We start from the raw sequence: 12,239 nt of genomic DNA on the forward strand, positions 1-12,239 counted from the left end.
CTTCGACAAGCTCGCCACGCTCACCGCCGGCGGCAACGCCCCGGACATCTTCCAGATCGACGACAACTTCCTGTCCGAGTACGCGACCCGCAGCGTGACCCTGGACCTGACGCCGTACCAGTCCGACAAGCGCCTGGACACCAGCAAGTTCTCCGAGCCGCTGTGGAAGTACGGCGTGGTGGACGGCAAGCTCGCCGGGCTGTCGTTCGGCGAGAACACCCAGGGCCTGGTGTACGACAAGTCCCTGCTGGACAAGTACAAGCTGCCCGAGCCGGCCACCGACACCTGGGAGAACTACATCGCCTGGGCGGAGAAGGTCTCCAAGACCGCCAAGGTGCCCGGCACGCAGGACCCGAGCGCCGACTTCAAGGCGTTCTGGGTCTGGTTGCGGCAGAAGGACAAGGACCTCTACGACGGCAAGCAGCTCGGCTTCACACAGGCCGAGGTGGCCGAGTGGTTCACGCTGTGGAAGGACGCGCGGGCACGCGGCGCCACCCCGACGCCGGATGTCATCCACGAGGGCAACGTCACCGACATCACCAAGCAGCTCGTCGCGACCGGCAAGGCGGCCACCAGCTGGGTGTGGGTCAACCAGATGCCCGAGCTGAAGAAGAACGTCAAGGGCGAGCTGGGCGTCACCGCGTACCCCGGAAAGCCGGGTTCGCAGTGGCCGCGCGCGTCGATGTTCTTCTCGGTCTTCCGCGGCAGCAAGCATCGCGACACCGCGGTCGACGTGATCAACTTCCTGGCCAACGACCCGGAGGCCGGCAAGATCCTCGGCACCGAGCGCGGCCTTCCGTCCAACCTGGACATCCGCAAGGCGGTTGCGGACAGCACCACCGACCCGGCGATGAAACAGTCGATCGCCGTGCAGGACGAGATCGGCAAGAGTTTCGGCGCCGCGCCGGCCGTGCCGCCCGCCGGGCACAGCAAGGTGAAGAGCGAACTGATCAAGGCGGCCGAGGAGGTCGTCTACGGACGGCAGACGCCGGAGCAGGCCGCCGCGGCCTTCATCACCGCCGCGAACAGCGCGATCGGCAAGGGCTGACCGCATGGCCACGGCGCCTCCGGCCTCGCCGCTGATCGCCGCCGCGCCGCAGCCGGACCCGGCCGTCCCGAGAGGACGGCGGGGCCCGGCTCGCGGCCGGTCCCGGCAGAACCTGGCCGGATACGTGTTCCTCAGCCCCTGGCTGATCGGGCTGCTGCTGATCACGGCGGCGCCGATGGTGCTCTCGCTGTACCTCAGCTTCACCAACTACGACGTGCTCTCGCCACTGTCCGAAGTCCAGTGGGTCGGGCTCGACAACTATCGGCGGATCTTCACCGACGATCCGTCGTACTGGCACGCGGTGCGGGTCACGGTCACCTTCGCGCTGATCGCCGTGCCGCTCAAGCTGGCCGTGGCACTGGGGGTGGCCCTGCTGCTCAACCGGGCCTTCCGCGGCGTCGGCCTCTTCCGCGGCCTGTTCTACCTGCCGTCACTGCTGGGCGGCAGTGTCGGGCTGGCCATCGTGTGGGTCAGCATGTTCGGCGGCGACGGAGCGTTCAACTCGCTGCTGAGTGTGTTCGGCATCAAGGGCGCGGCCTGGGTGAACGACCCGAAGTGGGCGCTGCAGACGCTGATGCTGCTGGCGATCTGGCAGTTCGGCGCGCCGATGGTGATCTTCCTGGCCGGGCTCAAGCAGGTGCCGGTCGAGCTGTACGAGGCCGCGGAGGTGGACGGGGCCGGGGCGGCGCGCCGGTTCTGGCACATCACGGTGCCGATGCTCTCGCCGGTCATCTTCTTCAACCTGGTCCTCGAGACGATCAACGGCTTCCAGGGTTTCACCTCCGCCTTCGTGCTCAGCAACGGCGAGGGCGGCCCGGTCGACTCGACCCTGATGTACACGCTGTACCTCTACATCAAGGGTTTCGTCGAGCTGGACATGGGCGCCGCCTCGGCGATGGCCTGGGTCTTCCTGCTCGCAATCGGCCTGATCACCGTGGTGCTCTTCCGCACCGGGCGGTTCTGGGTGCACTACTCCGACTCGGCGGGCAGCTGATGCGCCGGCTCCTGCGCGTACTCATCCTGGTCGCCATCCTGGCCGTCGTGCTCTACCCACTGGTGTGGATGGTCGGCACCTCGTTCAAGAGCCCCGAGGAGATCGTCAACAACATCGGGCTGATTCCTGAGAAATTCACGCCCGGGAACTTCTCCGCCGGCTGGAGCAACTTCTCCGACGTCAGCTTCGGCCGGTTCTTCGTCAACAGCGCGATCGTCTCGGGGCTGACCGTGCTCGGCAACACGATCTCCTGCCTGCTCGCCGCGTACGCACTGGGCCGGCTGAAGTTCCGGCTGCGCTCGCTCTGGTTCGGCCTGATGATCGGCACCCTGCTGCTGCCCGGGCACGTGCTGATCATCCCGCAGTACATCCTGTTCCGGTGGCTGGGCTGGGTCGGCGGCGAGTTCCCCTACCTGCCGCTGCTGGTGCCGCAGTTCCTGGCCACGGAGGCGTTCTTCGTCTTCCTGATGGTGCAGTTCATGCGGGGCATCCCGCGCGAGCTCGACGAGGCGGCCACGATCGACGGCGCGAACGCGTACGCCGTGTTCCGGCACGTGATCCTGCCGCTGAGCCGGCCGGCGCTGGTCACCACCGCGATCTTCTCGTTCATCTGGACCTGGAACGACTTCTTCCGGCAGCTGGTGTTCCTGTCCGACCTCAGCGACTACACGGTGCCGGTGGCGCTGACCCTGTTCATCGACTCGACCAGCGAGAGCGCGGTCGGCCCGATGTTCGCCATGTCGCTGCTGTCGCTGGTCCCGGTGTTCCTGTTCTTCGTGGCCTTCCAGCGGATGCTCGTCGAGGGCATCAACACCAGCGGCCTGAAGGGGTGACCCGTGCGCTGGCGTGACGCTTTCCGGACGGGCACGGATCTGGCCGTCGTCGGCTTCGCGGTCCTGCTGGCCGCGCTGCCGCTGGTGACCGCCGGCGCCGCCCTGCTCACGGCGAGCCGGGCGATCGGCCGATACCTCGAGACCGACTCCTGGCCGCCGGGCCGGTTGCTGTGGGCCGACTTCCGGCGCTCGCTGCTGCCCGGGCTCGCCGCATCGGCGGTCTTCGTCGTGGTGGCCGGGCTCATCGTGCTGGACGTGCTCGCGCTGCGGTCCGGCCGGGTGCCGGGCGGCCCGCCGGCGATGGCCGCCGTGGCTGTGGCCGGGCTGTTGATCGCCGGGCTCTCCGGTCTCGCGCTGGTGATCGGGCCACGAGCGGCCCTGCGGCTGGCCGGCGAGCGGCCCGGCACACTCGCCGGTGCCGCGGCGGTGGCCAGCGTCGCGCTGACCCTGGCGGTGCTGATCCATCCGGTGCTGATCCCGGTGCTGCTCGGTCACACGATGTTCGCCATGCACGTGCTCGCTTCGCGCGTGCCGCAGCGGTCGCCCGCCTGAACGCACACGCCGATTCAGCGAAGTTTCAGGCACGCTCCGTGAGGCGGCACGAGCGGGCGATTTGCACCTGTTTCGTCGCTCCTACGGCGACGGTTAAGTGAACGGCAAGTGAACCGGCGATCAACACTTGACGCGGGTGATGCTCCCCACTTCCGCCGGGGCCTGGGGTCCGCAGACCATTCGAGTGTGACCGAGACAGGCGTCATCCTCGCCTTGGTGATCGTCACCGCTCTGGCGTTCGACTTCACCAACGGCTTTCACGACACAGCGAACGCGATGGCCACCTCCATCGCCACCAAGGCGCTCCGGCCGAAGACGGCCGTCGCCCTCTCCGGTGTCCTCAATCTGATCGGCGCGTTCCTGTCCGTCGAGGTGGCCCTGACGGTCACCAACGCCGTGGTCAAGATCCAGGACAAGGCCGGCGCTCCCCGCGCCGAGCTCCTCGGCAACGGCGGGTTCGACCTGTTGCTGATCGTCCTGGCCGGACTCGTCGGCGGCATCGTCTGGAACCTGCTGACCTGGCTGCTGGGCCTGCCGTCGAGCTCCTCGCACGCCCTCTTCGGCGGGCTGGTCGGCGCCACCATCGCGGGCCTCGGCTTCTCCGGGGTCAACTGGAACGGCGACGGCAGCAAGCTGGACGGCGTGGTCGGGAAGGTGTTGCTGCCCGCGGTGATGTCCCCGGTGATCGCCTGCGTCGTCGCGGCCGCCGGCACCTGGCTGGTCTACAAGGTCACCACCGGCGTCGCCAGGCGGTTCACCGACAACGGCTTCCGCTGGGGTCAGATCGGCAGCGCCTCACTGGTCTCGCTGGCGCACGGCACCAACGACGCGCAGAAGACGATGGGCGTCATCACGCTGGCGCTGATCGCGGCCGGCGACTGGACCGACACCAAGGCGGTGCCGTTCTGGGTGAAGGCGGCTTGTGCGCTGGCCATCGCCATGGGCACCTACCTCGGCGGCTGGCGAATCATCCGCACGCTCGGCAAGGGCCTGGTCGAGATCGCGCCGCCGCAGGGAATGGCGGCCGAGACCTCGTCCGCCGCGGTCATCCTCGCCTCCAGCCACCTCGGCTTCGCGCTCTCCACCACGCACGTCGCCACCGGGTCGATCCTGGGCAGCGGCGTCGGTAAGCCCGGCGCGCAGGTGCGCTGGAAGGTGGCCGGCCGGATGATCGCCGCCTGGTTCATCACGCTCCCGGCCGCGGCGGTGGTCGGCGCGGTGATGTGGTGGATCGGGCACATGATCGGCGGGCTGGCCGGTGCGCTGGCGGTGTTCGTCCTCCTGCTCGGCCTCGCCGGCTACATGTGGCTGCGGTCGCGCCGGACCCCGGTCGACCACAGCAACGTCAACGACGAATGGCAGGACGCGCCGGCGGTCGAGAAGCAGCGCGTACCCGAGGGGGTCTGATCATGCACAACTTCGGCTTCGCGCTGGAAGGCGCATGGCAGGTGCTGGCCGCCGGGCTGATCCTCGGCGCCGGGCTGCCGCTGTTGTTCGCGCTCGGCATCCGGTCCATGGCGTGGGGTGCCGGTGGTGATGCGGAGGTGCATGAGAGCGGCGTGACCGGTCCGACTCCTCGCCCGGCCGGCACGGTGCTGGGCTGGGTGCTCTTCGCGATCGTCTTGGCCCTGGTGATTCTGGGTATCACCTTCATCGTTGCGTCCGGCTTCGGCAAGGCGCTCAGCTTCGAGCACATCTTCCCGACGATCGTCGACAAGCGACCAGGGGGCCATATGAGTGACGACCGCACCGGTTTCGTCACCCGCGCCGTCGACTGGCTGCGGCAGGGTTATCCGACCGGCGTGCCGAAGCAGGACTACGTGGTCCTGCTCGGCCTGCTGCAGCGCAAGCTGACCGAGGAGGAGGTACGCAAGATCGCGAACGATCTCGCCGGCCAGTCCCTCCTCAACGAGGAACCGCTGTCCACCGAGGACATCGAGCAGGCGATCCACGACTCGGTGCTCAAGCCGGCGAACCCTGAGGACGTGGTCCGGGTCTCCGCCCGGCTCGCGGCGGGCGGCTGGCCGCTCGCCGACCCGCCCCGCGACTAGGAACACCCGCCCGGGCACGGGCGGACGGTCAGAAGACCTGCGGCAGCTTCCAGGTCTCGTCCGCGCCGGTCACCTTGTCGATCGTCGGTCCGAGAGTGGGCTGCACGATGGCCTTCTTGATCACCCAGTTGGTGGCCAGCAGCTGGTATCCGGCGGCGCTCGCGTAGCGCGCCGAGGCCCAGTTCTGCACGCCGACCTTGCCGACGCTGGTGAGCTTGTACGCCTTGGCGAATTTGCTCATCTTCATCAGGAACTCCGACACCTTGCGCAACAGGTTCGCCAGCTTGACGCCGACCGCCGCCGCCCGGGTGCCCGCCAGGCCCGCCTCCACGCCACCGGCCGCCGCACCCGCGGCCACCGAGGCGCCGGCCGTGATCCAGGCCGAGGCCAGCGCCACGATGATGGTCACGATCAGCCAGGCGATCAGCTCGCGGACGATCTGCTCGACCAGGTCCTGCGCCTGCTGCGCGCCCTCGGCCGAGCCGTCCAGCAGCTGCGCGGTCACGTCGAAGTGTTCCGCGATCTCGCCGAAGGAAGCGTTGATCGCGGTCATCTCGCTGTTGAACGCTTCGGCCGCGTCGCCCTCCCAGTACGACAACAGGTCGGTGCGCGCGGCCAGCTCGGCCTCCGCGTGCTGCTGCATCTCGTCGGCGGCGGTCCGCCATGCCTGCGCCTTCTCCCGCAGCTGCTCGGGGTCGCCGGTCACCTCGTCGAGCGGGTTGGCCAGGAAGCTGACGATCGGCCGGATGATCCCGTACGCCGCCCCGGCCGGCCCGAGCCAGCCCTCGATGCGGGCGTCGCCGCTGGGCGCCCGGGTCATCCGCCGGCCCCCAGCCGCTTGGCGCCCTCGGCGTCGCTGGCCTGATAGGAGTCGCGCATCTGGCGGAAGGCGACCGCCATGTCGCTGAACACGTCGACGCCGGTGGCCAGGACCTCGAGCCCGTCAGTGGTGCGCTGCTCGTAGACCTTGGCGGCGTCGCGTGACGCGTCGAGCAGGCCGAAGCTGTCCTCGGTCACGTCGGCGTCGACCAGCTCCTGCCGGGTCCGGCCGAAGCCCGCGCTCAGATCCTCCATCGCGGCGGCGTACCGCGTCATCGAGTCCAGATAGACCTTCAACGGCTGGTCGCTCAACCCGGCTCCTCCCGTGGCGTGCCGATCGCCGCCACCACCGGCTCGGCCAGCGACGGCGGCGCGCAGACCAGGACGCACCCCGATCCGTCGGTGAAGCCGATCAGGAACCGGCCCCGCCGCAGCACCCCGGCGGGGGCCGCGACGGCACCGAGGATAACCGCACGAGGCACCTCCGTGACCAGGGTGGCGACCATATCGGAGGGTCCGAACCAGCGACGCCAGCCCTTGGTGTCCCGCGGCCGGGTGTCGAGCGAGACGATCAGCAGCCGCCGATCGGTGACGGCGATCTTGGGTGCGGGGTCGGCGTCCACGGTGTCGAAGAGCCGCCGGGCCGTCGAGGCCGGCCCGCCGGTGACCGCCCGGCCGAAGACGGCGCGTTGCACCGCGTTGCCGGGGTGGGTGCCGAGTCCGAGCAGGATCGTCGGATCGAGCAGGTTGACCAGCTCGTCCTGGGCGGACACGTCCTCGGTCGTACCCGGATCCTTGACCAGAGGGGACGCGGCCAGGAGCCGTTCGTCGCCGGCCAGCAGGGGGCGCAGCGCGGGCTCGGCCGATGCGGTGTAGTCACGACTTGGCACGCACGCCAGCATGACATCGACGGGGTTAGCATCACGAGATGCCGGATATCCGCAATCTCGACGAGCTGGCCGCGTACGCGCAGGAACAGGTCGCCCGGATCACGCAGATGCAGCAACAACTCACCGAGCAGACCGGATCGGGCGAGTCACCCGGCGGCTCGGTGCGCGCCCGCACGGGCCCCGGCGGCCGGCTGCTCGACCTGGAGCTGACGCCCGGCACCCTGCGGATGTCCCCGGAGGACGCGGCCGCCGAGATCGTCGCGGCGGTGACCGCGGCGCAGACCGACTACGCGACCCGGGCCGACCAGATCATGGAGCCGGTGCTCGCCCTGCGGCCCAGTGAGCAGGCGACCGATGCGCTGGACGCGGGCATGCGCCGGATCGACGAACTCACCGCCGACCTGGAACGGCTGGCCGCTCGCCGCGACCTTGATCGTTAGCACTTGCCGCCATATACCGTTCATCGGTATATTCCTCAGCCATGCGGGAGCTCGAGGTTCGATACCGCCGCTTGATGGCGGTCTATCCCTTGCCGTACCGGCGTGAGTACGAGGAGGAGATGGTGGGCGTGCTGATGGCGGAGGCGGCTCCCGGCCGGCGGCGGCCGAGCCCGCGGGACCGGGCCGATCTGGTCTTCAACGCCATGGCCGTGCGGTTGCGCGGGGTGCCGGCCGGTCTGCACGACGAGTCGTGGCGCCGCGCGGCACACGCGGTCCGGATCCTCGGCGTGCTGATGCTCTTCCTGATCTGCGCGCGCCGGGTGGCGCTGGGCGCCGCCGTCGGCTACGAGGTGCGACTCGACGTGATGGACGTGCTGCGCCCGGCCGTCTGGGCGGTGGCGCTCACGTTCGTGCTGCTGCGGCACCGCCGGCTCGCCACCGCGGCGACGTCGATCGGGGCCGTGGTCGAGGTCGTGCACGTGGCCGGGTGGTACAGCTACTCGCCCAGTCAGGTGCTGATGGCGGGCTGGCTCGTGATCGGTGCGCTGCTGGTCGCGGGACTCTCGGCGTGGCTGATGTCCGGCCCTCCGGTGGACCGCCCCCGGCGGCCCTGGGTCTTCGCCGCCGCGCCGCTGACGGCCGTCGCCGCGAGCGTGGCCGATCTCGTGCAGAGCGCCGCCTACCCCTTCGCCGGCTCCTTCGCGTACGGCGTGACAATGGACGGCTCGTTCATCTTCCGGATCGGCGGGCCGCTCTACCTCGCGGCCGCGGCGCTCGCCGTCCGGGGCTGGTGGGCCCAGGGCGGGCCGGTGCGCCGCCGGATGCTCGCCCTGCTCGCCGCGCCGGCCGGGATGGCGCTGATGGTGAACTGGGGCTTCGCCGGCTTCATGTACTCCAGCCAGCAGTTCGGCACCCCGGTCTATCTGCGCGGCTTCCAGTGGGCAATCCTGGCCGCCACGCCGTTCGTGGCGCTGGCCCTGGCGGCGGTCGTGGTCGGGCGCTGGGAGCGGCTCAACACGCTGGTCACCCTCGGACGGCGTGCCGAGCACACGGTGATCGGCACGCCGTCGGAGCAAACGGGATGGTTCAGATGAGGCCTCGCTTCAGGGCGTCGATGCGCAGCGCCCACGTCCTCTTCGACAGGGCCGCGTCCGCGGCGAAGGTCTCCGACGCGTGGTAGCTGCCGGGGTGCACGTGCATCTCGACCGGCACACCGGCCTGCATCAGCCGCTGCGCGAAGGAGATGTCCTCGTCGCGGAAGAGGTCGACCGTGCCCACGTCGATGAAGGCCGGCGGCAGGCCGCTCAGGTTCTCGGCGCGGGTCGGCGCGGCGTACTGGTCGGCCGGCTTGCCGCCCAGGTACCACTCCCAGGCCTGGATGTTGCCCTCGCGGTCCCAGATGCCGATGTCGGTGATCTCCTGGCTGGACGCGGTGGTGTTGGTGTCGTCGATCATCGGGTAGATCGGCATCATGAACTTCACCGCCGGGCCGCCGCGGTCGCGGGCCAGCAGCGCCGTCGCGATGACCAGGCCGCCGCCCGCGCTGGCGCCGTACAGGCCCAGCCGGCTCGCGTCGTACCCGAGCTCCGTGGCGTTCTTCGCCATCCAGACCAGGCCGGCGTAGCAGTCCTCGACCGGCGCCGGATGCGGGTGCTCGGGGGACAGGCGGTACTCCACCGAGACCACGACCGCGCCGACCTGGTCGCAGATCAGCGTGGCGACCGGGTCCTCGCCCTGGACGTTGCCGAGGATCATGCCGCCGCCGTGGATGAAGTAGATCCCCGGCAGGGCGCCCTGTGCGTCACGCGGGCGGTAGATGCGGACGGAGATGTCCGGCTCGCCCTCGGGGCCGGGCACCGTGCGGTCCTCCTTGACGACGTTCGGGTTCTCGGGCACCTCGATGCCGGCCAGCATCGCCTCGACGGTGGCGCGGCGCTGCACGATGTCGGGGATGGCGTTGAAGCCGCCCGGCAACGCCTCGAGCAGTTGGTCCAGGGGTACGCGTGCCTCGGGGTCGATCAGGTCACGACGGGACATCGGCTCTCTCCTTCGATCTCGGGTCTCAGGCGGTGAGGGCGAAACCCTCGTAACCCTTGGCTGCCACTTCGTCGCACTTCTTGCGGTACTCGCCGACGCCGCCCGCGTACGGCATGAACACCCTCGGCTTGCCCGGTACGTTCGCGCCCATGTACCAGGAGTTCGCCTTGGGATAGAGGGTGTAGCTAGCGATCAGGTTCACGTGGTCGACCCAGGCGTCCTGCGCCTCCATGGTGGGCTCGATGACGCCCAGGCCCTGCTTCTCCAGGTGCTCGATCGCGTCGGTGACCCAGTCCACGTGCTGCTCGATCGAAACCACCATGTTCGACAGCACGGACGGGCTGCCCGGTCCGGTGATCATGAAGAGGTTGGGGAATCCGGCAGTGCCGATCCCCAGGTACGTGCGCGGCCCGGCGCTCCAGGTCTCCTTGAGCGAGAGCCCGTCGCGGCCGCGGATGTCCACGTTGGTCAGTGCGCCGGTCATCGCGTCGAACCCGGTGGCGTAGACGATCGTGTCGAACTCGTACTCCTTCGCGGCGGTACGGATGCCGCGCTCGGTGACCTCCACGAGCGGCTCGCGGTTGATGTTCACCAGGTGCACGTTCGGCCTGTTCCAGGTCTCGTAGTAGTTCGTGTCCAGGCACGGCCGCTTGGTGCCGACCGGGTACTCGGGGCACAGGTCCGCGGCGGTCTGCTCGTCCTTCACGATCGACCGGATCTTGCGGTGCACCCAGTCCTTGGCGATGTCGTTGGCCTGCTGGTTGGTGGCCAGATCGGTGTACGCCAGCAGCAGGTTGACCAGGCTGCCGCTCTCCCAGGCGACCTCGAACGCCGCGTCGCGTTCATCCTCGGGCACCTCCAGGGCCGACTTCGTGGGCAGAGCCACGGGTACGCCGAACCCGGACTCCCGCTGCGCCTTGCGGTAGGCGCGGTAGTTCGCCTTCATCTCGGCGATCTCGTCCGCGCGCAGCCACCGGTTGCGGGCCGGCAGCGAATATGCCGGGGTGCGCTGGAAGACGGTCAGGTCGGCGGCCTGCTCCGCGATCACCGGGATGGACTGCACGCCGGACGAGCCGGTGCCGATCAGCCCGACCCGCTTGCCGGTGAAGTCCACGCCCTCGTGCGGCCAGTGCGCGGTGTGGTAGGTCGGGCCCTTGAACGAGTCCAGGCCGGGGATCTCGGGCATCTTCGACGACGAGAGGCAACCGGTGGCCATCACCAGGAACCGCGCGTCGACGGCGTCCTCGTGCTCGGTGCGTACCCGCCAGGTCTTGCTCTCCTCCGCCCACGTCGCCGCGGTGACGCGGGTGCGGAAGACGATGTCCTTGCGCAGGTCGAAGCGGTCGGCGACGTGCCGGGCGTACCTGAGGATCTCGGGCTGGGTGGGGTATCGCTCCTCCCAGTCGTACTCCTGCTCGAGCTCTTCGGAGAACGAGTACGAGTAGGCGAGGCTCTCCACGTCGACGCGGGCGCCGGGGTAGCGGTTCCAGTACCAGGTGCCGCCGACGTCGGTGCCGGCCTCGAACACGACGGCGGTCAGGTTCATCTCGCGGAGCCGGTGCAGAAGGTACATCCCGGAGAAACCGGCGCCGACGATGACGACGTCTACGGTGTCCGGGACAGAACGGGGCTCGGTCATCGGTGCCTCCATGGGGTGGTTCGCGCACAGTCTGTGACCTGAGGCCCAACGTAGAATGCATCCTGCACTGAGTCAATGTTTCGTCATGATTGCTTAGGCATTACTCAGATGGCCTTTCCGGCGGCGCTCGTGCATGCTGTGCCGCGCGACAGGGGAGGATCATGCTGCAGGCGGGGACGCGGCTCGGCGGCCGATACCGGCTCGAGGAGCGGGTGGGCGCCGGCGGCATGGGCGAGGTGTGGCGCGCGGTCGACGAGGTGCTCGGCCGCACGGTGGCGGTCAAGGCGATGCTGCCGCACGTGGCCGATCAGCAGGACTTCGCGCGACGGTTCGTGACCGAGGCGCAGGCGATGGCCGGCGTCGCCGACCGGGCGGTCGCGTCCATCCACGACTACGGCCGGGATGCGGGCGTCACGTTCTTGGTCATGGAGTTCATCGACGGCGAGTCGATGGCCCGGGCGCTGGCGCGGGCCGGCCGGTTCCGGGCGGCCGACACGATGCGGATGATCGCGCAGGCGGCCGACGGGCTGCGGGCGGTGCACGACGCCGGCATCGTGCACCGCGACGTGAAGCCCGCCAACCTGATGATCCGGCGCGGCGGCGCGGTGGTGCTGACCGATTTCGGCATCTCCCGGGCCGGCGACGCGACCAGCATGACGGTCTCCGGCGCGGTGCTCGGCACCCCGACCTACCTGTCGCCCGAGCAGGTCATGGGGCACCCGGCGACCCCGCTGTCCGACCTGTACGCGCTCGGCGTCGCGGCGTACGAATGCCTCGCCGGCCGCAAGCCGTTCGCCGGCGACAACCCGTACGCGGTCGCGGTGCAGCGGGTCCAGGGCCCGCCGCCGCCACTGCCGGACGACGTGCCACGCGCGGCGGCGGCCGTCGTCGAGCGGGCGATGGCGCAGGATCCGGCCCGGCGGTGGCCGTCCGCGG

The 12,239-nt window shown here is 69.8% G+C and carries 14 protein-coding genes; 9 read left to right on the forward strand and 5 right to left on the reverse strand.

The genetic code is table 11. The features are described from left to right. The 6 genes from AB0M20_RS08840 to AB0M20_RS08865 form a co-directional block, all read left to right on the forward strand. A partial coding sequence (locus tag AB0M20_RS08840; RefSeq protein WP_364296013.1) for an extracellular solute-binding protein occupies positions 1-1,048 on the forward strand: 1,048 nt, incomplete at its 5' end. A gap of 4 nt (positions 1,049-1,052) precedes the next feature. Then, positions 1,053-2,042, forward strand: coding sequence for a sugar ABC transporter permease (locus tag AB0M20_RS08845; RefSeq protein ID WP_364296015.1), 990 nt, complete (start codon positions 1,053-1,055; stop codon positions 2,040-2,042). After that, positions 2,042-2,875: a carbohydrate ABC transporter permease gene (locus tag AB0M20_RS08850; RefSeq protein ID WP_364296017.1), complete on the forward strand. Its 834-nt coding sequence runs from the start codon at positions 2,042-2,044 to the stop codon at positions 2,873-2,875. The genes AB0M20_RS08845 and AB0M20_RS08850 overlap by 1 nt, the downstream gene beginning before the upstream one ends. 3 nt (positions 2,876-2,878) lie before the next feature. After that, positions 2,879-3,427, forward strand: coding sequence for a hypothetical protein (locus tag AB0M20_RS08855; RefSeq protein ID WP_364296019.1), 549 nt, complete (start codon positions 2,879-2,881; stop codon positions 3,425-3,427). A 186-nt stretch (positions 3,428-3,613) separates the two neighbouring features. Next, positions 3,614-4,834 (forward strand): inorganic phosphate transporter, encoded by a 1,221-nt coding sequence (locus AB0M20_RS08860; RefSeq protein ID WP_364296021.1) that lies wholly within the window; start codon positions 3,614-3,616, stop codon positions 4,832-4,834. Between the two features lie 2 nt (positions 4,835-4,836). Next, positions 4,837-5,478: a DUF3349 domain-containing protein gene (locus AB0M20_RS08865; RefSeq protein WP_364296023.1), complete on the forward strand. Its 642-nt coding sequence runs from the start codon at positions 4,837-4,839 to the stop codon at positions 5,476-5,478. A 28-nt stretch (positions 5,479-5,506) separates the two neighbouring features. On the opposite strand, the gene AB0M20_RS08870 is transcribed toward AB0M20_RS08865, so the two are convergent. Genes AB0M20_RS08870 through AB0M20_RS08880 form a run of 3 tightly spaced genes read right to left on the reverse strand, consistent with a single transcriptional unit; the run spans position 5,507 to position 7,187 of the window. After that, complete coding sequence (locus tag AB0M20_RS08870) at positions 5,507-6,298, reverse strand: WXG100 family type VII secretion target (RefSeq protein WP_364296025.1); 792 nt, start codon at positions 6,296-6,298, stop codon at positions 5,507-5,509. Continuing rightward, positions 6,295-6,609 (reverse strand): hypothetical protein, encoded by a 315-nt coding sequence (locus tag AB0M20_RS08875; protein WP_364296027.1) that lies wholly within the window; start codon positions 6,607-6,609, stop codon positions 6,295-6,297. Before AB0M20_RS08875 ends, AB0M20_RS08870 begins: the two co-directional genes overlap by 4 nt. Further along, positions 6,606-7,187 (reverse strand): hypothetical protein, encoded by a 582-nt coding sequence (locus AB0M20_RS08880; protein ID WP_364296029.1) that lies wholly within the window; start codon positions 7,185-7,187, stop codon positions 6,606-6,608. The genes AB0M20_RS08875 and AB0M20_RS08880 overlap by 4 nt, the downstream gene beginning before the upstream one ends. A gap of 38 nt (positions 7,188-7,225) precedes the next feature. Between AB0M20_RS08880 and AB0M20_RS08885 the strand changes: the two genes are divergently transcribed. Both AB0M20_RS08885 and AB0M20_RS08890 read left to right on the forward strand, forming a co-directional pair. After that, on the forward strand, positions 7,226-7,627 hold the full coding sequence (locus tag AB0M20_RS08885; protein ID WP_364296031.1) for a YbaB/EbfC family nucleoid-associated protein: 402 nt from the start codon (positions 7,226-7,228) through the stop codon (positions 7,625-7,627). A 74-nt stretch (positions 7,628-7,701) separates the two neighbouring features. After that, positions 7,702-8,721, forward strand: coding sequence for a hypothetical protein (locus AB0M20_RS08890; RefSeq protein WP_364296033.1), 1,020 nt, complete (start codon positions 7,702-7,704; stop codon positions 8,719-8,721). Here the strand turns inward: AB0M20_RS08890 and AB0M20_RS08895 are convergent. Together AB0M20_RS08895 and AB0M20_RS08900 are read right to left on the reverse strand one after the other, a co-directional pair. Further along, on the reverse strand, positions 8,714-9,664 hold the full coding sequence (locus AB0M20_RS08895; RefSeq protein WP_364296035.1) for an alpha/beta hydrolase: 951 nt from the start codon (positions 9,662-9,664) through the stop codon (positions 8,714-8,716). The two genes, AB0M20_RS08890 and AB0M20_RS08895, sit on opposite strands and share 8 nt — an antisense overlap. 25 nt (positions 9,665-9,689) lie before the next feature. Next, positions 9,690-11,303, reverse strand: coding sequence for an NAD(P)/FAD-dependent oxidoreductase (locus AB0M20_RS08900; RefSeq protein ID WP_364296037.1), 1,614 nt, complete (start codon positions 11,301-11,303; stop codon positions 9,690-9,692). Positions 11,304-11,464: 161 nt separating this feature from the next. On the opposite strand from AB0M20_RS08900, the gene AB0M20_RS08905 reads away from it, so the two are divergent. Continuing rightward, positions 11,465-12,239 (forward strand): serine/threonine-protein kinase (locus tag AB0M20_RS08905; RefSeq protein ID WP_364296039.1); only part of this gene is annotated, 775 nt, incomplete at its 3' end.

It is taken from the genome of Actinoplanes sp. NPDC051633 (assembly GCF_040681735.1).
GTDB lineage: Bacteria > Actinomycetota > Actinomycetes > Mycobacteriales > Micromonosporaceae > Actinoplanes.

Bases quoted from the DNA above. Each gene is read 5' to 3' on its own strand.
- AB0M20_RS08845 (WP_364296015.1), top strand. From the start codon at position 1,053: ATGGCCACGGCGCCTCCGGCCTCGCCGCTGATCGCCGCCGCGCCGCAG.
- AB0M20_RS08850 (WP_364296017.1), top strand. From the start codon at position 2,042: ATGCGCCGGCTCCTGCGCGTACTCATCCTGGTCGCCATCCTGGCCGTC.
- AB0M20_RS08865 (WP_364296023.1), top strand. From the start codon at position 4,837: ATGCACAACTTCGGCTTCGCGCTGGAAGGCGCATGGCAGGTGCTGGCC.
- AB0M20_RS08870 (WP_364296025.1), bottom strand. From the start codon at position 6,298: ATGACCCGGGCGCCCAGCGGCGACGCCCGCATCGAGGGCTGGCTCGGG.
- AB0M20_RS08885 (WP_364296031.1), top strand. From the start codon at position 7,226: ATGCCGGATATCCGCAATCTCGACGAGCTGGCCGCGTACGCGCAGGAA.
- AB0M20_RS08890 (WP_364296033.1), top strand. From the start codon at position 7,702: ATGGCGGTCTATCCCTTGCCGTACCGGCGTGAGTACGAGGAGGAGATG.
- AB0M20_RS08895 (WP_364296035.1), bottom strand. From the start codon at position 9,664: ATGTCCCGTCGTGACCTGATCGACCCCGAGGCACGCGTACCCCTGGAC.
- AB0M20_RS08900 (WP_364296037.1), bottom strand. From the start codon at position 11,303: ATGACCGAGCCCCGTTCTGTCCCGGACACCGTAGACGTCGTCATCGTC.